22 protein-coding genes and 1 tRNA gene are annotated in these 23,090 nt (G+C 67.7%); 11 read left to right on the forward strand and 12 right to left on the reverse strand.

Annotated features, from left to right (window positions below):
- From AU188_RS24310 to AU188_RS24330, 5 genes are all read right to left on the reverse strand, one after another.
- Positions 1-675, reverse strand: a complete 675-nt coding sequence (locus AU188_RS24310) for an LpqN/LpqT family lipoprotein (protein ID WP_059166029.1) — start codon at positions 673-675, stop codon at positions 1-3.
- Positions 672-1,028 carry an arsenate reductase (glutaredoxin) gene (arsC, locus tag AU188_RS24315; RefSeq protein ID WP_059166030.1) on the reverse strand — a complete coding sequence of 119 codons (357 nt, stop codon included), beginning with the start codon at positions 1,026-1,028 and terminating at the stop codon, positions 672-674. The genes AU188_RS24310 and arsC overlap by 4 nt, the downstream gene beginning before the upstream one ends.
- A 2-nt stretch (positions 1,029-1,030) precedes the next feature.
- Complete coding sequence (locus AU188_RS24320) at positions 1,031-2,011, reverse strand: ribose-phosphate diphosphokinase (protein ID WP_059166031.1); 981 nt, start codon at positions 2,009-2,011, stop codon at positions 1,031-1,033.
- A 100-nt stretch (positions 2,012-2,111) separates the two neighbouring features.
- Positions 2,112-3,608: a bifunctional UDP-N-acetylglucosamine diphosphorylase/glucosamine-1-phosphate N-acetyltransferase GlmU gene (gene glmU, locus AU188_RS24325; protein ID WP_059166032.1), complete on the reverse strand. Its 1,497-nt coding sequence runs from the start codon at positions 3,606-3,608 to the stop codon at positions 2,112-2,114.
- A gap of 88 nt (positions 3,609-3,696) precedes the next feature.
- Positions 3,697-3,768 (reverse strand) — tRNA-Gln (locus AU188_RS24330).
- A 144-nt stretch (positions 3,769-3,912) separates the two neighbouring features.
- Between AU188_RS24330 and AU188_RS24335 the strand changes: the two genes are divergently transcribed.
- Complete coding sequence (locus tag AU188_RS24335) at positions 3,913-4,518, forward strand: TetR/AcrR family transcriptional regulator (protein ID WP_059166112.1); 606 nt, start codon at positions 3,913-3,915, stop codon at positions 4,516-4,518.
- Positions 4,519-4,543: 25 nt separating this feature from the next.
- On the opposite strand, the gene AU188_RS24340 is transcribed toward AU188_RS24335, so the two are convergent.
- The gene (locus AU188_RS24340) at positions 4,544-4,849 is read right to left on the reverse strand and encodes a hypothetical protein (RefSeq protein ID WP_502687638.1); all 306 of its coding nucleotides are present in this window, start codon (positions 4,847-4,849) and stop codon (positions 4,544-4,546) included.
- A 572-nt stretch (positions 4,850-5,421) separates the two neighbouring features.
- Here AU188_RS24340 and mfd point away from each other — a divergent pair.
- The 9 genes from mfd to AU188_RS24385 all read left to right on the forward strand — a co-directional run bounded on the left by mfd (position 5,422) and on the right by AU188_RS24385 (position 16,586).
- On the forward strand, positions 5,422-9,069 hold the full coding sequence (gene mfd / locus AU188_RS24345; protein ID WP_059166033.1) for a transcription-repair coupling factor: 3,648 nt from the start codon (positions 5,422-5,424) through the stop codon (positions 9,067-9,069).
- 244 nt (positions 9,070-9,313) lie between these two features.
- The gene (locus AU188_RS24350; RefSeq protein ID WP_059166034.1) at positions 9,314-9,868 is read left to right on the forward strand and encodes a hypothetical protein; all 555 of its coding nucleotides are present in this window, start codon (positions 9,314-9,316) and stop codon (positions 9,866-9,868) included.
- A gap of 183 nt (positions 9,869-10,051) precedes the next feature.
- Positions 10,052-11,143 carry a nucleoside triphosphate pyrophosphohydrolase gene (locus AU188_RS24355; protein ID WP_059166035.1) on the forward strand — a complete coding sequence of 364 codons (1,092 nt, stop codon included), beginning with the start codon at positions 10,052-10,054 and terminating at the stop codon, positions 11,141-11,143.
- A gap of 109 nt (positions 11,144-11,252) precedes the next feature.
- On the forward strand, positions 11,253-11,984 hold the full coding sequence (locus AU188_RS24360) for a lytic transglycosylase domain-containing protein (protein ID WP_059166036.1): 732 nt from the start codon (positions 11,253-11,255) through the stop codon (positions 11,982-11,984).
- 79 nt (positions 11,985-12,063) lie between these two features.
- Positions 12,064-13,353 (forward strand): phosphopyruvate hydratase, encoded by a 1,290-nt coding sequence (gene eno, locus AU188_RS24365; RefSeq protein ID WP_059098052.1) that lies wholly within the window; start codon positions 12,064-12,066, stop codon positions 13,351-13,353.
- Positions 13,354-13,368: 15 nt separating this feature from the next.
- Positions 13,369-14,064 (forward strand): FtsB family cell division protein, encoded by a 696-nt coding sequence (locus AU188_RS24370; protein WP_059166037.1) that lies wholly within the window; start codon positions 13,369-13,371, stop codon positions 14,062-14,064.
- A complete protein-coding gene (locus AU188_RS24375) occupies positions 14,057-14,554 on the forward strand; it encodes a DUF501 domain-containing protein (RefSeq protein ID WP_059166038.1) in 498 nt (165 codons plus the stop codon). The genes AU188_RS24370 and AU188_RS24375 overlap by 8 nt, the downstream gene beginning before the upstream one ends.
- Positions 14,547-15,497: a Ppx/GppA phosphatase family protein gene (locus tag AU188_RS24380; protein ID WP_059166039.1), complete on the forward strand. Its 951-nt coding sequence runs from the start codon at positions 14,547-14,549 to the stop codon at positions 15,495-15,497. The genes AU188_RS24375 and AU188_RS24380 overlap by 8 nt, the downstream gene beginning before the upstream one ends.
- A gap of 111 nt (positions 15,498-15,608) precedes the next feature.
- Positions 15,609-16,586, forward strand: a complete 978-nt coding sequence (locus AU188_RS24385) for an Acg family FMN-binding oxidoreductase (RefSeq protein WP_059166040.1) — start codon at positions 15,609-15,611, stop codon at positions 16,584-16,586.
- Here the strand turns inward: AU188_RS24385 and AU188_RS24390 are convergent.
- From AU188_RS24390 to AU188_RS24415, 6 genes are read right to left on the reverse strand one after another with little or no spacing between them, the layout of a single operon-like run.
- Positions 16,583-18,304 (reverse strand): GAF domain-containing sensor histidine kinase, encoded by a 1,722-nt coding sequence (locus AU188_RS24390; RefSeq protein WP_059166041.1) that lies wholly within the window; start codon positions 18,302-18,304, stop codon positions 16,583-16,585. The genes AU188_RS24385 and AU188_RS24390 overlap by 4 nt on opposite strands.
- Positions 18,301-18,936, reverse strand: coding sequence for a hypoxia response regulator transcription factor DosR/DevR (dosR, locus tag AU188_RS24395; RefSeq protein WP_059098046.1), 636 nt, complete (start codon positions 18,934-18,936; stop codon positions 18,301-18,303). The genes AU188_RS24390 and dosR overlap by 4 nt, the downstream gene beginning before the upstream one ends.
- A gap of 16 nt (positions 18,937-18,952) precedes the next feature.
- Complete coding sequence (locus tag AU188_RS24400; RefSeq protein WP_059166042.1) at positions 18,953-19,948, reverse strand: Acg family FMN-binding oxidoreductase; 996 nt, start codon at positions 19,946-19,948, stop codon at positions 18,953-18,955.
- Positions 19,932-20,384: a pyridoxamine 5'-phosphate oxidase family protein gene (locus tag AU188_RS24405; RefSeq protein WP_156426806.1), complete on the reverse strand. Its 453-nt coding sequence runs from the start codon at positions 20,382-20,384 to the stop codon at positions 19,932-19,934. The genes AU188_RS24400 and AU188_RS24405 overlap by 17 nt, the downstream gene beginning before the upstream one ends.
- A gap of 5 nt (positions 20,385-20,389) precedes the next feature.
- A complete protein-coding gene (locus AU188_RS24410) occupies positions 20,390-21,799 on the reverse strand; it encodes a WS/DGAT/MGAT family O-acyltransferase (protein ID WP_059166043.1) in 1,410 nt (469 codons plus the stop codon).
- Between the two features lie 60 nt (positions 21,800-21,859).
- Complete coding sequence (locus AU188_RS24415) at positions 21,860-22,312, reverse strand: DoxX family membrane protein (RefSeq protein ID WP_059166044.1); 453 nt, start codon at positions 22,310-22,312, stop codon at positions 21,860-21,862.
- Positions 22,313-22,402: 90 nt separating this feature from the next.
- On the opposite strand from AU188_RS24415, the gene AU188_RS24420 reads away from it, so the two are divergent.
- Positions 22,403-23,089 carry a helix-turn-helix transcriptional regulator gene (locus tag AU188_RS24420; RefSeq protein WP_059166045.1) on the forward strand — a complete coding sequence of 229 codons (687 nt, stop codon included), beginning with the start codon at positions 22,403-22,405 and terminating at the stop codon, positions 23,087-23,089.
- Position 23,090 lies beyond the last annotated feature (1 nt).

A 23,090-nucleotide genomic window follows, 5' to 3' on the forward strand; every position in this document is an offset into this window, starting at 1 on the left:
CTACCGCGGCGGCGGGGGCGCCTTCGGCACCGCGACGTTGAAGCCGCCGATGATCTGCTCGATGTCCGCCGACTCCTCGACGGCCTTCTCGGCATAACCCGTCACCGTGAACTGGATCAGGTAGCGCTGCTTGGCCGGTGGTGCGCCGGTCGCGATCACGATGCGGTTGTAGCTGTGCATCCGTCGGTCGTTGAGGTCGTAGCTGCCCTCGATCATCGCCGACGGGAAACCCTTGAAGTCATCCATCGAGGCGTTGAGGCGCCTGAAGTTCTGCGACATCTCGGCGGCGACATACCCGTGTTTGATGGCCTCTCGCGGATCGAAGTCGCCGGTCAGCTTCATCACCACCAGCATCGCGATCGGGTAGGTCTCACCCTTGGCGATCACCCGTGTGCCGGGCGCGAAGTTGGCGTTGAAGTACGGCTCCCACCCTTTCGGTGTCGGGTACGTGACTGTCAGATCGGTGAGCTTCTCGGGGAAGACCGGGTCGCCGACCACACCGGCCTTCTCCAGGTACGCCGCGAGCGGCACCGGCTTGTCGCCCTCTGCCGGGGTGGTGGTCGTCGGCGCCGACGTCGACCACACCGACTGGTAGTTCGGGGGCTCGGTGCCGCAGCCCGACGCGAGCGCGACCGCGACCGCAGCCGCGAGAAGCGCAAAGCCCCGACGGCTCACAGAATCTCGCGCACCGCGTCGATCGGGCGGGCCAGCCGGACACCGTTGGAAGTGACGACGAACGGCCGCTCGATCAGGATCGGGTTGGCGGCCATCGCGTCGAGGAGTTCGTCGTCGCTGGCGTCGGCGAGTCCCAGCTCCGCGTAGAGCGGTTCCCGCTTGCGAACGGCGGTCCGCACGTCGATACCCGCCTCGGAGATCATCTTCGCCAGCTCGGCGCGGGTCGGCGGCGTCTTCAGATACTGCACGATCGTCGGCTCGATCCCGTTCTCCCGCAACAGATCCAGCGTCTTGCGCGAGGTCGAGCACTTGGGGTTGTGGAAGATTGTTGCGTCTGAAGCTTTCGATGCCACGGCTACGCCGACCCGTCGAACAGGCTGGTGACCGAACCGTTGTCGAAGACGGCGCGGATCGTGTTGGCCAGTAGGGGCGCGATCGACAGCACGGTCAACTGCGGGAAGCGCTTGTCCTCGCCGATCGGCAGCGTGTTGGTGACGATCACCTCACACGCCCCCGACTCGGTCAACCGCTCGCGCGCGGGATCGGACAGGACACCGTGAGTGGCCGCGATGATCACGTCACCGGCACCGTCCTGCTTGAGCAGTTTGACCGCGCCCGCGATGGTGCCGCCCGTGTCGATCATGTCGTCGGTGAGCACGCAGGTCTTGCCCCGCACGTCGCCGACGACCCGGTTGGACACCACCTCGTTGGGCTTCAGCGGGTCGCGGGTCTTGTGGATGAACGCGAGGGGTACGCCGCCCAAGGAGTCCGCCCACTTCTCGGCGACGCGAACCCGCCCGGAGTCCGGCGAGACGACCACCATGTCGTGGTCGGAGTAGTTGTCGGCGATGTATCCGGTGAGCAGCTTCTGCGCTCGCATGTGGTCCACCGGGCCGTCGAAGAACCCCTGGATCTGGTCGGTGTGCAGGTCGACGGTGACGATCCGGTCGGCCCCCGCGGTTTTGAGCAGGTCGGCCACCAACCGCGCCGAGATCGGTTCGCGGCCGCGGTGCTTCTTGTCCTGCCGCGCATACGGATAGAACGGCAGGATCGCGGTGATGCGCTTGGCGCTGCCGCGCTTGAGCGCGTCGATCATGATCAGCTGTTCCATCAGGTGCTGGTTCAGCGGCGCCGGATGGCTCTGCAGCACGAACGCGTCGCAGCCGCGCACGGACTCGTCGAACCGGACGAAGATCTCACCGTTGGCGAAGTCCCGCGCGGTCTGCGCCGTCACGGGGACATCGAGTTCCTTGGCGACCTGCTCAGCGAGTTCGGGGTGTGCCCGACCCGAGAACAACATCAAATTTTTGCGGTTGTCGGTCCACTCGGTGCCCACAGTGCGCCCTCAAGGTCGGGGATCGATACCGCCTAATCGTACGTAGCTTCACGCACCGGCCGTGCCCGGGTGGCCAGATCGTGAACAACTGGAGACAGGTTCAGGCCGTTTCGTCGTCGTCGGAGCCCGCCGCCTCGTCGGAACCCGGCGCCTGCCCCGACGCCTGAGCCGCTGCGGCGGCCGACGCCGAACCGGGGCGTTTGCGCGGCACCCAGCCCTCGATGTTGCGCTGCGGCCCCGCCGAGACCGCCAACGCCCCCGGCGGCACGTCGTCGCGCACGACGGTGCCCGCGCCGGTGTAGGCACCGTCGCCGACGGTGACCGGGGCGATGAACATGGTGTCCGATCCGGTGCGGACGTGTGAGCCGATGGTGGTGCGGCTCTTGGTCTCCCCGTCGTAGTTGACGAACACGCTCGACGCGCCGATGTTGCTGTGCTCGCCGATGTCGGCGTCGCCGACGTAGGTCAGGTGCGGCACCTTGGTACCGGCGCCGATGCTGGAGTTCTTGGTCTCGACGAATGCGCCGAGCTTGCCCTCGACGCCCAGCACGGTGCCCGGCCGCAGGTAGGTGAACGGCCCGACCGTCGCGCCGTCACCGATCACCGACGAGCTGCCATGCGTGCGGCACACAGTCGCGCCGTCGCCGACCGTGACGTCGGCCAGGGTGGTGTCCGGCCCGATCTGGCAGCGACCGCCGATCCGGGTGCCGCCGAGCAGTTGGGTGCCGGGCTGCACGACGGTGTCGCGACCGATCGTCACGTCGACGTCGACCCACGTGGTGGCCGGATCGACGACCGTCACACCGGCCCGCTGGTGCGCGGCGACGATGCGCCGGTTCAGCTCGGCCCCCAGCTCGGCCAGCTGTACGCGGTCGTTGACCCCGGCGACCAGCATCGCGTCGTCGACATGCTTGGCCCGCACGACGTGGCCGTCGGACCGGACGATCGCGACGACGTCGGTCAGGTACTGCTCCTGCTGGGCGTTGTCCGAGTGCAGCCGGCTCAACGCGGAACGCAGCGCGGCGATGTCGAAGGCGTACACGCCGGCGTTGACCTCGGCGATCGCCCGCTGCGACGGGCTGGCGTCGGCCTGCTCGACGATTCCCATGACCTCGCCGTCCTGGGTCCGCAGGATGCGGCCGTAGCCCGTCGGGTCGGGCAGCGTGGTGGTGAGCACGGTCGCCGCGGCGCCTGCCCCCGCGTTGTGGGTGGCGATCAGGTCGGCCAGCGTGTCGGCGTCCAGCAGAGGCACGTCGCCCGAGGTGACCACCACCGTGCCGGTGAACTCGGGCGGCAGCGCCGAGAGCCCGCACTCCACGGCGTGCCCGGTGCCCAGTTGCTGCTCCTGCACCGCGGTGTCGATGGTCCGGCCGAGCTCGACGGCCAGCCGGTCGACCGCGCCCGCCACGCGCTCGCGGTCCATGCCCACCACCACGACGAGTCGTTCGGGCGCCACCTTGGCGACCGCGTGCAGGGCGTGCGCGAGCATGCTGCGCCCGGCCAGCGTGTGCAGCACCTTCGGGGTGTCGGACCGCATCCGCGTGCCCGCGCCCGCGGCAAGGACCACGACGGCGGAATCGCGATGGTGGTTGGTCATGAGGTTCCCCCTCCGCGCGAGTGACCGTGTTTGTACGCCGACACGCCGCTCTACGGTGTCATTTAGCGGTCGCTCGCCGCAAAAAGTGCTCCGTCGCCAGGACTCGAACCTGAACTATCTGAACCAAAATCAGAGGTGCTGCCGATTACACCACGACGGATCGATCAACTCGTGATGCTAGTCCAATGGTCGAGCTTCTCATCGCGGCTCGTACCTCGCCGCTTGATCGTCGCCCGACGTCCAACGCACTACCCTCGAAAGCGTGGCTGCACTCGACAAAGAGATGCGGGCGCCGCGCGCGCGGATGACCGGCGCCGAACGGCGCCACCAGCTCATCGACGTCGCCCGGTCGCTGTTCGCCGAGCGTGGCTACGAGGGCACCTCGATCGAGGAGATCGCCCAGCGCGCGAACGTCTCCAAACCCGTCGTCTACGAGCACTTCGGCGGTAAGGAAGGGCTGTACGCGGTGGTGGTCGACCGCGAGATGTCCGCGCTGCTCGACGGGATCACGTCGTCGCTGACCAGGATGACCAACAACCGCTCCCGGCTGCGGATCGAACGGGTCGCACTGGCGCTGCTGACCTACGTCGACGAGCGCACCGACGGGTTCCGCATCCTGATCCGCGACTCCCCGGCCGCGATCACGTCGGGCAGCACCTACTCGACGCTACTCAACGAGGCCGTCAACCAGGTGTCCTCGATCCTGGCGGGCGATTTCTCGCGCCGCGGGCTGGACCCGGAGATGGCGCCGCTGTACGCCCAGGCTCTGGTCGGGTCGGTGTCGATGACCGCGCAGTGGTGGCTCGATGTCCGTGAGCCGAAGAAGGAAGTGGTGGCCGCACATCTGGTCAACCTGTGCTGGAACGGCTTGATGCATCTGGAGAACGACCCGCCGCTGCTCGAGGATTGAGCCCGGTCGGGGTCAGCGCGCGCACTCAGATCAAACCAGTTGCGTCCGCAGCAAAATAGGCGGGTATGAACACCAACAGCGACAGCGGTCCGGCGAGCCAACCGATTAACATTCCGCGACCGATGGCGCCCCACTTGCCAGGACGACTGGCAAGAACTCCGGCCACGGCGAGATCGACGAGCAGGATCGGAAGAGCCAACAGAGTCAGGAGAAAATAGGGGAGAAAGATCCAAGTCGCGAATTGCACTACGAGGATGTTTGCGACTGCGGCCACGAAACCAGCAGGACCATAACGGTTTGTCGGCGAGCCGGCGGTCATGTCGCTTGCCATTGGATTATGCAGAACCCGTAGACAATTCCGCCGATGAAGACGATTACGAATGAGCCCAGAATGCTAATACCAACGCCCCGCGCGCGCGATGAGCTTGAACTGACGAGCAAGACCGTTGCGACGAGGCAGAGAAGGAAGTTGGTAGCGGCACCAGCAAGAAACGACGCGAATCCATGTAGCGCAGCGGGAGCCTTCCCGAATAACCACGAGATGGCGATTACTCCTGCCAGTACGAGTTGGGTCGTGAGCGGCGACGCCCAGGTTGCTGTCGACCACGCGCGGGAATCCAAGTCGGACAATCGGACGATCAACAGGGCGACCCCTTCGCGCCAACGCGGCAAGCGCCTCGCAACCTTGCAGCCGAACTTTACCGGCAGCCAGGTTCAGCTACATTCGCCAGTTTCCCGCGTGAGCCGAAAAGGAAGTCGTGCCTGAGGTTGTCCGCCAGGTGCATTCAGTCCAGTGGTACGCCTCGAAGTGTGACATTCATGACGGATGTGGCGGAGCCGTCGTCTTCATCACGATCCCGTGCCCGGCAAGCACTTCGGGTGCTTGCCTAAGATGGACTCATCATGACCGCATCGGGGACCGTATCTGTCCCGACCCCGATCGCCGGGCTTGTCGAACTGGCGTTACGCGATCCCTCACTGGTCGAGCTCTCGCGTCGTGCCGTCGACAGACCCGCCGATCTCGCCATCGTCGGCCCGGCCAGCGCCCGGCTGTTCGTCGCGTGCGCGCTCGAGCAGACCGGACCACTCGTCGTGGTCACCGCGACCGGTCGCGAGGCCGACGACCTGACCGCTGAACTGCGCGGTGTGCTCGGCGACGCCGTCGCGATGTTCCCGTCCTGGGAAACGCTGCCGCACGAACGGCTCTCGCCGGGGGTCGACACGATCGGTGCGCGGCTGATGGTGTTGCGCAGGCTTGCCCGTCCCGATGACGAGCGTCTCGGCCCGCCGCTGCGCGTGGTCGTCACGACCGCCAGGTCGCTGCTGCAGCCGATGGCGCCCGACGTGGCCGACGTCGAGCCGGTGACGTTGACCGTAGGGGTCGAATCGGACTTCGACCAGGTGATCGCGCGCCTCGTCGAACTGGCCTACACCCGCGTCGACATGGTCGGCAAGCGCGGCGAGTTCGCGGTTCGCGGCGGCATCCTCGACCTGTTCCCACCGACGTTCGAGCATCCGGTGCGCATCGAGTTCTGGGGCGACGAGGTATCCGAGATGCGCATGTTCTCGGTCGCCGACCAGCGGTCGATCCCCGAAATCGCGGTCGACACCGTGATCGCCGTACCGTGCCGCGAAGTGCTGCTGACCGACGACGTCCGCGAGCGTGCCGTCGAATTGGCCCGCCATCATCCCGTGCAGGAGAACACGCTGCCGGGCACAGTGCCGGACATGTTGGCCAAGCTCGCCGAGGGCATCCCCGTCGACGGCATGGAGGCCCTGCTGCCGCTGCTCAAGCGAACCGAGGACCGTGGCCAGTTGTCGACCTTGTCGGACCATCTGCCCGCCGGCACGCCCCTGTTGATCTGCGATCCGGAGAAGGTCCGCACCCGGGCCGCCGACCTGATCAAGGCCGGCCGCGAGTTCCTCGAAGCGTCGTGGTCGGCTGCAGCTGTCGGGGGTGACGCTCCTATCGACCTCGAGGCGCTGGGCGCGTCGGGATTCATCGAAGTCGACGACGCCCGCTCCGCCGCACGCGCGACCGGCCACCCCTGGTGGACGTTGAGTCAGTTGTCCGATGAGTCCGCCCTCGAACTGGACATCCGGCCGGCCCCGTCAGCACGCGGTCAGCAATCCAGCGTCAACGAGATCTTCGCGATGCTGCGCGGCCACGTCAGTACCGGCGGCCACGCGGCCATCGTCACCCCCGGTGCGGGCACCGCGCAGCGTGTCGTCGAGCAACTCGCCGAATCCGACGTTCCCGCAGGGCTTTTGGAGCCAGGTGGCACGCCCAAGGAAGGCGTCGTCGGCGTGCTCAAGGGCCCTCTGCACGACGGCGTGATCATCTCGGGGGCCAACCTCGTGGTGATCACCGAGACCGACCTCACCGGCAACCGGGCCGCCGCCACGGAGGGCAAACGGCTGGCCGCCAAGCGGCGCAACGTGGTCGACCCGTTGGCGCTCACCGCCGGTGACCTGGTGGTGCACGACCAGCACGGCATCGGCCGCTTTGTCGAGATGACCGAGCGCGTGGTGGGCGGCGCCCGCCGCGAATACCTGGTGCTCGAGTACGCCTCGAGCAAGCGCGGGCAGAAGGCCGACCGGCTGTACGTGCCGATGGATTCGCTCGACCAGCTGTCCCGCTACGTCGGCGGCGAGTCACCGACGCTGAGCAGGCTGGGCGGCAGCGACTGGACGAACACGAAAAGCCGCGCGCGCAGTGCCGTCAGGGAGATCGCCGCGGAGTTGGTGTCGCTGTACGCCAAACGACAGGCCTCACCCGGGCACGCATTCGCTCCAGACAGCCCGTGGCAGGCCGAGATGGAGGACGCGTTCGGCTTCACCGAGACCGTCGACCAGCTGACCGCGATCACCGAGGTCAAGGCCGACATGGAGAAGCCGGTCCCGATGGACCGGGTGATCTGCGGCGACGTCGGCTACGGCAAGACCGAGATCGCGGTGCGGGCGGCGTTCAAGGCGGTGCAGGACGGCAAACAGGTCGCGGTTCTGGTGCCGACGACGTTGCTGGCCGATCAGCACCTGCAGACGTTCACCGAGCGCATGACCGGTTTCCCGGTCACCGTCAAAGGCCTCAGCAGGTTCACCACGCCCGCCGAGTCCAAGGCGGTGCTCGAGGGCATGAAGGACGGCAGCGTCGACATCGTGATCGGCACGCACCGGCTGCTGCAGACCGGCGTGACGTGGAAGGATCTCGGCCTGGTGGTGGTCGACGAGGAGCAGCGCTTCGGCGTCGAACACAAGGAGCACATCAAGTCGATGCGCACCCACGTCGACGTGCTGACCATGAGCGCCACCCCGATTCCGCGCACGCTGGAGATGAGCTTGGCCGGCATCCGCGAGATGTCGACGATCCTCACCCCGCCCGAGGAGCGCTACCCGGTGCTCACCTACGTGGGGCCGCATTCGGACAAGCAACTCGCAGCCGCGTTGAGACGCGAGTTACTCAGGGACGGGCAGGCGTTCTACATCCACAACCGGGTGAGGTCGATCGACCAGGCCGCGGCGAAGGTCAGTGAGCTGGTGCCCGAGGCCCGCGTCGTCGTCGCGCACGGCCAGATGCCCGAGGAACAACTCGAGCGCACCGTCGAGGGATTCTGGAACCGCGAATACGACATCCTGGTCTGCACGACGATCGTCGAGACCGGCCTGGACATCTCCAACGCCAATACGTTGATCGTCGAACGCGCCGACACGTTCGGCCTGTCTCAGCTACATCAGCTCCGGGGCCGCGTCGGGCGGAGCCGCGAACGCGGGTACGCGTACTTCCTGTATCCGCCGGAGGTTCCGTTGACCGAGACCGCCTACGACCGGCTGGCCACGATCGCGCAGAACAATGAGTTGGGCGCCGGCATGGCCGTGGCGATGAAGGACCTCGAGATACGCGGCGCGGGCAACGTGCTCGGCGCCGAGCAGTCCGGCCACGTCGCCGGCGTCGGCTTCGACCTCTACGTGCGGCTGGTCGGTGAGGCGGTCGAGGCTTACCGAGCGGCCGCGGACGGGAAAACCGTTGCCGCGCCGGAAGAACCGAAAGATGTGCGGATCGATCTTCCCGTCGACGCGCATCTGCCGCCGGACTACATCGGCAGCGACCGGTTACGACTGGAGGGGTATCGCAGGCTGGCGGCGGCCGCCGACGAGAACGCGGTCGATTCCGTCGTCGAGGAGCTCGTCGACCGGTACGGCCCGCTGCCCGAACCCGCGCAGCGGTTGGTGGCCGTCGCACGGCTGCGGTTGCTGCTCAAGCAGTACGGCATCACCGAGGTCAGTTCGGTCTCGGAGTCGACGCTGCGGTTGGCGCCGTTGCAGCTGATGGACTCCGGCCAACTTCGGCTCAAGCGGATGTACCCGAGCGCGCACTACCGGGCGACCACGTCGACGGTGCAGGTCCCGATCCCGCGCGCCGGCGACGGCCTCGGTGCGCCGCGCATCCGCGACCTCGAACTGGTGCAGATGGTCGCCGACCTGGTGCTCGCCCTGGACGGAAAGCCTCAAGGCAGCGTCGACGTGATTTCCGGCCCGAATTCACCGGCCTGATTGGCTGGTCAGGGCGTTTTCTGTCTACTTTCCGCGCCCGGATCGGGCAGCGCTGATAACGCTGCGGGGGCGCGGATGCGACATACGCAGTGGGGGGTCAAGGTGTTGCATTTGCCGTCCAGACCTGGGGCGGCGAGATCGTCTGACAGACGGCGGTCGAGCAATTTCCTAAACCGAACATCACGCGATTGCCATCGAGCCTGTTGGTGCGCCGTCGCGATGACGCAAGGCGAAGGAGTAAACGATGAACTTCAAGAAGTTGGCTGTGACCACGACGATGACCGGTGCACTCGGACTCGGCTCGCTCGGCCTGGGTGCGGGTTTCGCACAGGCCGACCCGCCGCCGCCGCCCGTACCTGTGCCGGCCATCCCGAACGTGGACGTGCCGAACGTGAACATCCCTGATGTCAATGTGCCGGATGTGAATGTCCCGGACGTGAACGTGCCGGATGTGAACGTGCCGGATGTGAACGTCCCGGATGTGAACGTCCCGGACGTGAACGTGCCCGACGTCGACGTGCCGGACGTGAATGTTCCCGACGTCGACGTGCCGGATGTGAACGTTCCCGACGTGGAGTTTCCTGAGGTAGACAACTACTTCAAGCTTCCGAACGGGCACATCCCGCCGGGGCAGCTGAAGAACGCAGCGTTCATCAACGGGATCCCGAACCCGTTCTTCGGAATCCCTCCGGGCCAGCTCAAGAAGCTGCCCGAGGTGAACGGCATCGTCAACCCGTTCTTCGATGAGGCGCCGGGGCACTGGGAGATCCCGGATGACCCGTTCCCGCCGGAGTCCTAAAGCCACGGGAATGTGACACGATGGCCGCCTTGCCTCCCCGGCAGGGCGGCCATCCTCTGTCGGAGCCACCGGTGACGGCGAAGCGCGCGTTGCCGGTTCTCGGCAGGCGTCGAGGCCCGACAATGGGTTGGTATAACCGAGAGATCAGCGGTCTCGTCGACAAGCGTGAGGGGGTGCAGCCCGATGACCGTCGTATTGGTCGACCCCCGCCGCCCGTCACTGATCCCCATCGACGCGATCGATCTGCTTGCCGGTGACGTGCAGTACACCGAGGAGATGCCGATCAAGGTGCCGTGGTCGTTGCCCTCCGCGCGGCCCGCCTACGACGGCGACCAGGCACCGGTGCTGCTGTCCTCCGACCCCGAGCACCCCGCGGTCAAGGCCCGGCTGGCCACCGGCGAAAAGGTGATCTCCGCGCCCGAGGCCGCGCCGGGGGAGCGCCTGGTCGACGCGGTCGCGATGATGGACAAGCTTCGTACCTCCGGACCGTGGGAGAGCGAGCAGACGCACGACTCGCTGCGGCGCTATCTGCTCGAGGAAACCTACGAGGTGTTCGACGCGGTGCGCAGCGGCAACGCCGACGCGTTGCGTGAGGAACTCGGAGATGTGTTGTTGCAGGTGCTTTTTCACGCCCGCATCGCCGAAGACGCGCCGCAGAATCCGTTCAGCATCGACGACGTCGCCGATTCGCTGGTGCGCAAGCTGGGCAACCGGGTGCCGGCGGTGCTCGCCGGTGAACCGATCTCGCTGGACGAACAGCTCGCACAGTGGGAGGAGCGCAAAGCGCTGGAGAAGTCCCGCGGCTCCATCATGGACGATGTGCCGACCGGCCAGCCCGCGCTGGCATTGGCGCAGAAGGTGATCGAACGGGTCAGCGCGGCCGGGCTGCCCGTGGACCTGATCCCGACGGCGATGACGTCGGTGACCGTGTCGGCAGGCAGCGATGCCGAGAACACGTTGCGGTCGGCCGTGCTGGAGTTCATGGAAGCCGTCCGGCGGGCCGAGCACGCGGTCGCGGACAGCCGCCGCGGCGACGACGTTCCGGAGGAACTCGACGCCACGTCGTTGGGCCAGGTGACCGAGCAGGAGTGGCGTGCGCACTGGCCGTCCGGCGAGAAGGTCGGAAACGACCACGATGCCGAGGCCGATGAAGTTATCGAGACCGATGAATCAGATGAGGGGGATGCGGCGGAGGAGGCGGAAGAGGCCGATGCGGTGGAAGCGGCCGACGAGGCTCAGACCGAAGTCGAACAAATAGCGGATTCCGCGCGCTGAAAACCACTGAACGATCATTTTGCGCGCCCGAATCGCTCACTCCGCTGAGCCGCCGTGTCCCGGACGCGTGGGAACATTGGCAGCAACCGAAGTTGGTTGAGGGGATTTAGTGTCGCCGGTGCGTTGGCTGCGTGCTGTCGCCGTGTTGGGTGCGACGGCGCTGCTCTTGGCTTCGAGCTGCTCGTGGCAGCTGGGTACCCCCATCCCCGAGGGTGTGCCCCCGCCGCCGGGCGATCCGGTACCCAAGATCGACACCTACGCCAAGGGCCGCCCGGCCGATCAACTCCGCGACTGGGCCGCCGAACGCTCGCCCAAGCTGGGCATCCCCGTCGCCGCCCTCGAGGCCTACGCCTACGCGGCCCGGGTAGCGGAGGTGGAGAACCCCGACTGCAAGCTGGCCTGGACGACGCTGGCGGGTATCGGCCAGGTGGAAAGCCACCACGGCACCTACCGCGGCGCGGCCATCGAGGCGAACGGCGACGTCACGCCCCCCATCCGGGGCGTCTGGCTCGACGGCACCAACGGGAACCTGGAAATCCTCGACGACGCCGCGATCAGCCACGACGGCGACTCGCAGTTCGCCCGGGCGATGGGTCCCATGCAGTTCATCCCCGAGACCTGGGAGCACTACGGCGTCGATGCCAACAACGACGGCCACATCAGCGCCGACAACATCGACGACGCCGCGCTGTCGGCGGCCGGCTATCTGTGCTGGACCGGCAAGGACCTTGCGACGCCGCGCGGGTGGATGAACGCGTTGCGCGCCTACAACCTCTCCGACCAGTACGCGCGCACGGTGCGCGACTGGGCCACCGCCTACGCCAACGGACACCCCCTCTAAACACGCCGGGCGAACAGTGAGGCTTTAGGCTCGTCGGTTGACGCGCAGATCACCACCGAGGACACCCGAGGAGACGCCAGTGCCCACAATCGATCAGGTCGGAGCCCGAGAAATCCTCGACTCCCGGGGAAACCCGACGGTCGAGGTCGAGGTTCTGCTGGGAGACGGCTCGTTCGCCCGCGCCGCGGTGCCGTCGGGCGCGTCGACGGGCGAGCACGAGGCGGTCGAGCTCCGCGACGGCGGCTCCCGCTACGGCGGCAAGGGCGTCGAAAAGGCCGTAGAAGCCGTGCTCGAGGAGATCGGCCCGGCGATCATCGGACTGCAGGCCGACGATCAGCGGCTCGTGGACCAGGCGCTGCTCGACCTCGACGGCACGCCCGACAAGTCGCGGCTGGGCGCCAACGCGATCCTGGGTGCCTCACTGGCCGTAGCCAAGGCCGCGGCCCACGCGGCCGATCTCGACCTGTTCCGCTACATCGGCGGCCCCAACGCCCACATCCTGCCGGTGCCGATGATGAACATCCTCAACGGCGGCGCACACGCCGACACCGGCGTCGACGTGCAGGAGTTCATGGTCGCGCCGATCGGGGCGGCGTCGTTCAAGGAGGCGCTGCGCTGGGGCGCCGAGGTGTACCACTCGCTGAAGTCGGTGCTCAAGAAGCAGGGGCTGGCAACCGGTCTCGGTGACGAGGGCGGGTTCGCCCCCGACGTGGCGGGCACCAAGGCCGCACTCGACCTCATCCTGTCCGCGATCGAGGCGAGCGGCTTCAAACCCGGCACGGATGTGGCGCTGGCCCTCGACGTCGCCGCGACCGAGTTCTACTCCGACGGGCAGGGCTACACGTTCGAGAACGAGGTACGCAGCGCCGAGGCGATGGGCCAGTTCTACGCCGGCCTGCTCGACACCTATCCGTTGGTCTCGATCGAGGATCCGCTGTCGGAGGACGACTGGGACGGGTGGGTCGCGCTGACGTCGGCGATCGGGGACCGGGTGCAGCTCGTCGGCGACGACCTGTTCGTCACCAACCCGGAGCGCCTCGAGGACGGCATCCAAAAGGGCGCCGCGAACGCGCTTCTGGTGAAGGTCAACCAGATCGGCACGCTGACCGAGACGCTCGACGCGGTGGCGTTGGCCCACAACAGCGGCTACCGGACGATGATGAGCCACCGCAGCGGCGAAACCGAGGACACGACGATCGCCGACCTGTCGGTCGCGGTGGGCAGCGGGCAGATCAAGACCGGCGCACCGGCCCGCAGCGAACGCGTCGCCAAGTACAACCAGCTGCTGCGCATCGAGGAGAACCTCGGCGACGCCGCCCGCTACGCGGGTGACCTGGCGTTCCCACGGTTTGCGCTGGATTCGAAATAGGCCGTGAAATAGCCCGTGCCCGAAGCGAAACGGCCCGACCCAAAGCGTCGGTCACCGACCTCCCGACCAGGTAAGTCGGGTAAGGCCGGCGCCGTCGGGAAGGGCCGCCCGCGCACGGCGGCGCGCCGTGAGCCGCGTGGTACCGAATCGCGACCCGAGGCGTCGACGGAGCCTCAGCCGAAGGACGCCGGCGTCGTCATCCGGCGCGCGATCGCGGACTCGGCGGAACAACAGTCCGAGCAGCGGTTCGGCTCTGCGGCTCGGCGCGCGGCCATCCTTGCGGCAGTGGTGTGCGTGCTGACGTTGACCATCGCCGGCCCGGTGCGCACCTATTTCGCGCAGCGCACCGAGATGAAGCAACTCAAGGCGACCGAAGAGCAGTTGCGCGCCCAGATCGCCGACCTCGAGCAGCAGAAGGTGAAACTGGCCGACCCGGTGTTCATCGCGGCGCAGGCCCGCGAGCGTCTGGGCTTCGTCATGCCCGGGGAGATCCCGTACCAGGTGCAGCTGCCGGCGAACGCCGCGGTGCCGGGCACACCCGACGAAGAACCGACGGCCGCGCACCGCGACCAGCCGTGGTACACGGCGCTGTGGCACACGATCGCCGATGCGCCGCACGGGATTTCGCCCGCACCGCTGCCGGGGGCGCCACCACCGGTGCCCGGCGCGCCCGAACCGCCGCCTCCCGCCCCGCCCGCCCCCGGTGGTTGAGCGCTCGGACCTCGACGCCGTCGCGCGGCAACTGGGTCGGGAACCCCGCGGCGTGCTCGAGGTCGCCTACCGGTGTCCCAACGGCGAGCCCGGCGTCGTCAAGACCGCGCCGAGACTCCCGGACGGAACACCGTTTCCGACGTTGTACTACCTGACCCATCCGGCGCTCACCGCGGCCGCCAGCAGGCTCGAGTCCGCCGGGCTGATGCGGGAGATGACGCAACGCCTCAAGACCGATCCGCAACTGGCGCAGGCATATCGGAAGGCGCACGAATCGTATCTCGCCGAGCGAGACGCGATCGAACCGTTGGGCACGACGTTCTCGGGCGGCGGCATGCCGGACCGGGTGAAGTGCCTGCACGTGCTGATGGCCCACTCCCTGGCGAAGGGTCCCGGCACCAACCCGCTCGGCGACGAGGCGCTGGCAGCACTGGCCGACGACCCGGCGATGGACGGCATCCTCGAGCCCGGAAGGTGGTCTGATGAGTAGGGTCGGCGCCGTCGACTGCGGTACCAACTCGATTCGGCTGCTGATCGCCGATCACGTGCAGGGCAAGCTGACCGACGTGCACCGCGAGATGCGGATCGTACGGCTGGGCCAAGGAGTCGACGCCGCAGGGCAATTCGCCGCCGACGCACTCGACAGGACGAAGGCGGCGCTGGTCGACTATGCCGACCTGATGCGCCGACACGGTGTGTCGAAGGTGCGGATGGTCGCGACCTCAGCGACCAGGGACGCCGCCAACCGCGACGTGTTCTTCGCGATGACGGCCGAGGTGCTGGGCGCGGTGGCGCCCGGTGCGGTCGCCGAGGTGATCACCGGGACCGAGGAGGCCGCGTTGTCGTTCCGCGGCGCCGTCGACGAACTGGATGCCGCCGCAGCGCCTTTCGTGGTCGTCGACCTCGGCGGCGGTTCGACCGAGGTGGTGCTGGGTGCGGGTTCCGGCGCCGACGTGACGGCCAGCTATTCGGCCGACATCGGCTGCGTCCGGCTGACCGAACGGTGTCTGCACTCCGATCCGCCGACCCCCACCGAGGTCGCCTCCGCGCGAGAGGTGGTCCGCGCCGGGCTCGCCGAGGCGTTTAGCGCGGTGCCGGTCGAACGGGCGCGCACCTGGGTCGGGGTGGCGGGCACCATGACCACGCTGTCGGCGCTGGCGCACCGGATGCCGGTGTACGACCCGGATGCCATTCACCTGTCCCGGGTTCCGTTCGGTGAACTGCTGAGAGTATGCGACGAGCTGATCGCGATGCCGCGTAGCCGGCGCGCAGCGCTGGGACCGATGCATGAGGGTCGTGTCGACGTCATCGGCGGCGGCGCGATCATCGTCGAGGAGTTGGCGCAGGCATTGCAGCAACGGGCCGGCATTGACGAGCTGACCGTCAGCGAGCACGACATCCTCGACGGTATCGCGCTCTCGATCGCCGACTGACCGCCGACACTTTCCCTTCACATCGAGGACCTTCGTCCCTAGTCCGGTCCTGTCGGCGCGAGCCACTGTGGGAGTACGAGAACGAACCACACAGGAAGAGCACGAACCGCCATGAACGCTCACTTTCCGGATCGCGACACCATCCGCACGGCGTTGTCGCTCGCCACCAGGGCGCCCTCCATCCACAATTCGCAACCGTGGCGGTGGCGGGTCGGAGACGAAAGTCTGCACCTGTACGCCGATCTGGACCGGCAGCTGCCCAACGCCGACCCCGACAGCCGCGATCTGCTGTTGAGTTGTGGAATCGCGTTACACCATGCGGTGGTCGCGTTGGCGGCGCTCGGCTGGCACGCCAAGGTCCACCGGTTCCCGAATCCCGCTCAACCGCAACACCTGGCCGCCATCGAGGTGCGTCCCCGCACCGCCGGTGAGGTGGACGTGGTCCTGGCGGCGGCGATCCCGAGGCGACGCACCGACCGCAGGCTTTACAACTCCTGGTGCGTCCCGGAGGCCGACATCGCGTTGATGGGTGCACGGGCCGCCCGGTGCGGCGTGATGTTGCGTGAGGTCGCGTTGCTTCCGAAGCTGCAACACATCGTCGCCCAGGCTGTGCAACAACACGTCTCGAACGAGGACTACCTGCGTGAGCTGACCGCGTGGAGTGGACGCCACGCATCGCTGGCGGGGGTGCCCGCCCGCAACATTCCGCAGTCGAATCCGGACGCCGCACTCCCGGGGCGCCTCTTCGCCGGTCCCGCGCTGGCTCAGCCGCCCGAGGTGTCGCCTGAGGACGACTCGGCGACGGTGCTGGCCCTCGGGACCAAGGACGACAGCCCGCTGGCCAGGCTGCGCGCCGGTGAAGCCACCAGCCTGACGCTGCTCACGGCGACCGCGCTGGGGTTGGCGAGCTGCCCGGTCACCGAGCCCCTCGAGATCGCAGAGACGCGGGAGGCCTTGAGGGAGGATGTGTTCGGCGACAGCGGTTACCCGCAGATGCTGTTGCGCATCGGGTGGGCGCCGGTGAATGCCGATCCGCTGCCGTCCACACCGCGGCGTGCGTTGGCCGACGTCGTCGAGTGGCCGGACTAGTTTCTCGACAGAGGCGCCCACCACCGCAGCAGCGTGCCGCCGTGCGGACGGTGTTCGAGCGTGAATTGCCCGCCGACCTCATCGGCGCGCTTGCGCAAGTTCGTCAGCCCGCTACCGGTGATGTCGTCGGGGATGCCACGGCCATCGTCGGCGACCTCGATCGTGAGGTTGTCGTCGACCCGGACGCCGACCGTCATCGTCGTCGCCTGCGCGTGCCGAACCGTGTTGCTGACCGCTTCTCGGACAACGGCTTCGGCGTGATCGGCCAGCGTCGCGTCGACGGCCGACAGCGGACCGGCGAACTGCACAGTGGTTCGCAGTCCCGGATCGGAGAACTCGTCGACCGCCGCGTCCAGCCGTTGACGCAGCCGCGTCGCGACCGCCGGGGCGCTCTGCAGGTTGAAGATCGTGGTCCTGATCTCCTGGATGACCTCCTGCAGATTGTCCACGCAGTCGGTCAGCCGCTGCTGGATCTCCGCCGACTGCGCACGCGGAATCGTGCCCTGCAAGGACAATCCGACCGCGAACAGCCGCTGAATGACATGGTCGTGCAGATCTCGTGCGATGCGGTCCCGATCGGTCAGCACGTCGAGCTCGCGCATCCGGCGCTGCGATGTGGCGAGTTGCCAGGCGAGCGCGGCCTGATCCGCGAACGCGGCCATCATCTCGAGCTGTTCAGAGGTGAACGGGTACGCGTCCTCGCCTCGGACGGCGGCCACCACGCCGGCGATGGTGTCGGTGGCGCGAAGCGGCAGCACGAGCGCGGGTCCGGCGCCCGCACCGACGCCGATGTCGACGGATCCGAACTTGCGCGGGATCCCGTCGACGAATGCCCGACCGATCGGTGAGTCGGGTACGGGAATGATTGTGCCGCAATGCTCGCCGCCCAGCGTGCCGGCGACGGCCGCCACCGACAACTCGACGGCATCCGCCGGTGCAAGGTCGGCGTCGACCGGCATCGCGACGACCGTGGCCTCCGCGCCGGTCAGGTTCAGAGCCTGCGCCGCGATGAGCCGGAACACGGCCGTGGGCTCGGCACCGGACAGCATCTCGTTGGCGATGTCGCGGGTCGACTCGATCCACGACTGCCGGGCCTGGGACTGTTCGTACAGGCGCGCATTCTCGATCGCGATGCCGGCCGCGGCGGCGAACGCTTCGACCAGTATCTCGTCGTCTTCGCTGAACGGTCGACCATCGGCCTTCTCCGCGAGGTACAGATTGCCGAAGACCTCGTCGCGGATGCGTAGTGGAACCCCGAGGAAGGTGCGCATCGGCGGATGATTCGGGGGGAAGCCGACGGATGCCGGGTGTTGTCGAATATCCTCCAGCCGAATGGGTTTCGGATCGTCGATCAGGACCCCGAGTACACCCCGCCCTTCGGGCAGGTGTCCGATCAGGTTGCGCGTGGCCTCGTCGATTCCCTGGTAGACGAACTCGACCAACTCGTGGCCGTCGCCGCGAACGCCGAGCGCACCGTACCGGGCGTCGACGAGTTCGCTTGCCGTGCGCACGATCGTGCGCAGCGTCGCATCCAACTCGAGGCCCGCGGTGACCACGAGCATGGCGTCCACCAGGCCGTCGAGGCGGTCACGGCCCTCGACGATCTGACCGACTCGGTCTTGCACCTCTGCCAGCAGTTCGCGAAGCCGGAGCTGCGACAACGTATTACGCAGCGACCGTCCTTCGCTCGACCGGTCCGGCGCAGTTGGGTCGGTCATGGTTTCCGGTCCAGTTTGGATGCGAAGACCGCGGCCTGGGTACGGCGCTCCATGCCGAGTTTCGCCAGCAACCGAGACACGTAGTTCTTCACCGTCTTCTCCGCCAGGAACATCCGTGCCGCGATCTGCCTGTTGGTCAGCCCTTCGCCCAGCAACCCGAGCAGTGTCCGCTCCTGTTCGGTCAATCCGGAAAGGGGATCCTTGCGGTCGGCAGAGCCGCGCAGCTTCGCCATCAACGCCGCCGCGGCGCGGTTGTCGAGAAGCGATCTGCCCGCGCCGACGTCCTTGATGGCCTGCGCGAGCTCCATTCCCTTGATGTCCTTGATGACGAATCCGCTGGCGCCGGCGAGGATCGCATCCAGCATCGCCTCGTCGGAGGTGTACGACGTCAACATCAGGCAGCGCAGATCGGGCAGGTCGGACAACAGGTCGCGGCACAGTTCGATGCCGTTGCCGTCGGGCAGACGCACATCGAGGACGGCGACATCCGGGCGTACGGCAGGGATTCTGGCCATGGCCTCGGCGACGGACCCGGCTTCGCCGACGACTTTCAGTTCCGGATCCGATGCCAGCAGGTCCACAAGGCCGCGCCTGACGACCTCATGGTCGTCGACCAAGAAGACCGTGACCACGCGAAGCCCTCCCAACTCAGCACCGTTGGCGGCGGGTCTCCATGACTTCCCGTACCGACCGCCGCGGTGTCGGTGCCGGCGTTTCTTCGATGGTGGGCGCTTTCCCGACGCGAATCAACACCTGCGGCACCGCGTTGCGGCCCGTCAGCCGGCGCACGGCGTCGCGACCGGCGTCGACCTCGGTGAGGTGCGTCATCGGGCAGGTCGCCAGCCGGGCGATCGTGAGGTCCAACAGCAATGTCGACAACGCCTGACCGCAGTTGAGGGCGTCCTCGCGGGTGTCCGCGGGCGTGGACAGAACGAGGATCTCGGCTTGGTCATGTGCGGTGGCACACCGGCGGTCGAGATGACCATTGGGCCGGAAGTTGCGGTTGACACCTACCCGTCGCCGCTCCGACTCCGAAACCAGGGCGCTCGGCGGAACGCCTTCGGACAGCCGGAACGGCGCGGTCCACCACTGAAGCTCACGATGGTAGAGATCGTCGGCAGAGCGCAACGACTCGGTGAGCCGCGCAGCCTCGGCCAGTTCGGAATGCGTGTGCGCGGGCAGGACGTCGACGAAGAACCGTTCGTCGGAAGCGTTCGGGAGCAACAGGTCCAGCCGATCGCCGGGCGTTCGAAACGGGAGCCGATCCGTGCGCCGGCGCAGGATCGCATCGGCGCGCTGACGCACCGCGGGTGTGACGGCCCGCGGAGAACTGATCCGCACCGACGCGAGGTGGTCGATGCTGTCGGGGTCGGGAAACGCCTCGACGGTGGTGTTCCAGCCGGCTGCCGCCATCGCGACACGGAAGTGGTCGAGGGCCGCGCCGCAGCCGATGAGGGCCTCGCGCCCCGAACTGTCCGCCGAGCGGATCACCCTACTGCGGTCGGCGTGCAGTTCGATGGTCGTCCTGCCGACGACCCACCGCCACGGTTGGCTGTTGTGCAACGACGGTGCGCGACAGGCCAACTCGACCGCATTGGCGATCAGTTCGACGTCGACCGTCGTGGTGTCAGGACGAGAAGACATCTTCGTCCCTTCCGCGATACTGCGGCGCGCCGCGTTCCCGGAAGCGACGTCCGGTCATCTTCTCGGTACGGATCCGCACGAAGTGATCCCGACGTCCGTCGACCCACGGCTGAAGAAACGTTCCGGACAGTTCGACGAGCTGCTCGACATCGGTGATGGGCTCGGCGTGCCCGACGACGGTGACACTCCAGCCGGTGCGCAGGTCCGCGTCGAGCTCGTCAGCCTGGAACGCCACCACCTGATTGTTGGTGGCGGCGGCCAGCTTCGGGCCGCCCGCCACCCGAATCACGACGTCGTCACGCCACAGTCGGAAGTTCACCGGCTGCACCGCAGGCAACGCGTCCTCGGTGAAGACGAGCCGGCCCACCCGGACTCCTTGCAGCAGATCCAGACACTGCCTGCGGTTGAGGGCCTCCAACTCGTGTCCCGTGATCACCGCAATCAACCTCCTTGCACCAAGGCCAAGGTGCCGACCGGGGTGGAGCGCCAATGCCCGCTCAGGCAGGCCAGTCGGCTCACCGCCCGCTCGATACCGTCGGCGAGCTCGTTGACGTCGGGGGCGGCGTCGTAGTCGCCGATGATGCCGAACGCGAGGTGGTCAGCGTAGCTCAGCATCGCGATGCCGGTCCGCAATTGGAGCGCCAGCGGCGGGATGGGCAGCAACCGAATGACCTCTCGGCCCATGAGCCGCAACCGTTTGCGGGGGCCCGGGACATTCGTCGCCAGCGTGACGACCCCGCGCTGGGGGAGCCGGGTCAACGTCCGAACCGCCCACGCCGTGAGCGCATACGGGATTGCGTTCGCGGCGGCGACGAAGATGCTGCCCGCCTCCCGTTGTCCGCTGGCCTTGGTCCTGGTCAGTCGAGCGCGCACGGTCTGCAGCTGCTGGATCGGGTCGGCCTTGTCCACCGGAAGGTAGGGCAGCATCACCGAGACACGGTTGTCGGGCTTGTCGGCCGCGTCGGTGGACCGCACCGACACCGGCACCAGGGTCCGCAGTGAAGTGCTCCGGGGCTGCTCGCCGCGACGCATCAGCATGGTGCGGAAGCTGTCGGTGATCGCCGCCAGGGCAACGTCGTTGACCGTGACATCGAAGCGTTCGCAGATCCGCGACACGTCGCCCAGCGACACCTCGACCGAGGCGTAGCGGCGCATGTTCGTCACCGGCCCGGTCAGCGACGACGAAGCGGCCGGCCGCAGCAGACCACCGGCGATCTCGACCGCCCCCTGCAACGCCTGGCCGGCGGCGGACGTCACCCCTCGAGACGTCCGCCACGCCGAGGCCACCCAATCGATCGGGTTCAACGACAGCGCCGGTAGCCGCAGCCCGCCCGGCGCCGGGGCATGCGCAGCGCGGATCGCCGTCGCGAACGTCTCGCCACCGTGGTCGTCACAGAGCCCGGTGAGCAGATGCGTCGCCGCCACCCCGTCGGCGATGCAGTGGTGGATCTTCATCAGCATCGCCCACCGGTTGTAGGCCAGGCCGTCGACGATCCAGCACTCCCACAGCGGACGGTCGCGGTCCAGTCGTCGCTCCATCACCTCGGCGGCCCAACGGAACAACGCCGCATCGTCGCCCGGCCGCGGCAACGCCGCCCGACGGATGTGATGGGAGATGTCGACCTCGGCACCCTCGAACCACTCCGGGGCGCCGAGATCGAGCGGACGCGTGCGCAAGGTCTGCCTGAAACGCGGGACCGCCATCAGCCGCTCGGCCAGACCGATTGCGAGCGAGTCGAAGTCGGGCATCGGGCCGGCGAGGACGGCGATGGCGCCGATCGCGAGGCTCACGTGTGGGTCGGAGTCCTCGGCTTGCAGGAATCCCGCGTCTAAGGTGGTGAGCTGCTCCATACGTCCACTGTCTGCCGCCGGCGGACGCGGCAGTAGAGACTTAGGTCCCTACTTTGACCATCACCGCTTGGTGCGGCGGTGCAGCGGCGTGTCGTACACCGATGCCAGCCACCCGAGGGCCAACGCGCCCACCAGCAGGCCGAAGTCGCGCAGCGCGACGTCATAGAACCCGGAATAGCTCACCAGGTTGACGATGATCCCCGCGAGCCAGAGCGCGACGACGTACGCGGCATACCGCGGCTTCACCGCCACCGCAACGCCGGCCACGATCTCGATCACCCCGACGATCAGCATCGTCTGGTGCGCGGTAAGGGGAATGAGGTCGACGATCCACGGCGCGAGGTAGCCCTCCCAATCGGTCAGCAGATTGGTGAATTTGTCCAGGCCCATCAGGATCGGCAGCGCGGTGAATCCGATCCGCAACAGCAGGTAGGCCGCGTAGGCGGGGTCGGTACGGGCGCGTTGCAGCGGGCCCGGGGACGCCGTCGCGGACGCAACATTCGAGGTGGTCATGGCATTTCCTCTCTAAAACATGAACTTGTGTCTTTTAGACCACACCCGCGGTACACATTTGTCAAGAGTTGTTGGTGTTAGAATTTGCAGATGGCTCGCCGGTTCGCGGACTCCGCCTCCTTGACGGCGCTGAACAGCCTGGATGATCCTCTGCGCCGCCGGTTGCACGACTATGTCGTGGAGCGTGGCGCGCCGGTTTCGCGCGACGCGGCGGCCGCCGCGGTGGGAATCGGCCGCACGTTGGCCGCCTACCACTTGGACAAGCTCGCCGACGCCGGCCTGCTGGCCGTCAGCTACGAGCGGCCGGCCGGCCGCGGGGGTCCCGGCGCGGGGCGTCCTGCCAAGCTCTACACCCGCACAGCGGACGAGATCGTCGTCAGCGTGCCGCCGCGCGACTACCTGTTGCTCGCGCGGTTGCTCGTCTCGTCGATCGAGCAGGACGCCGGCGGGGCGGTCCGGTCGGCCTTGACGACGGCCGCTCGCGACACCGGGCGACGGGCCGCCCTCGACGCCGACGGCGACGTGATGGAAGCGCTGCGTGACTGTGGCTATCTACCCCAGGCGGATGGCGACGGCTGTATCACGTTGCGCAACTGCCCGTTTCACTCCGTTGCGAAGGACCACCTGGAGGTCGTGTGCGGACTGAACCTTCACCTGATCGAGGGCGTCATCGAGGCCAGTTCGAATCGCGGCGCGCGCGCGGAGCTGAGCCCTCGCCAGGGCCGCTGCTGCGTGCTGGTGCGCGGCGCGGCCGATCAGCGCGCCGATGACGCCTGAG

This window comes from Mycobacterium sp. IS-3022 (assembly GCF_001500065.1).
Taxonomy (GTDB): domain Bacteria; phylum Actinomycetota; class Actinomycetes; order Mycobacteriales; family Mycobacteriaceae; genus Mycobacterium.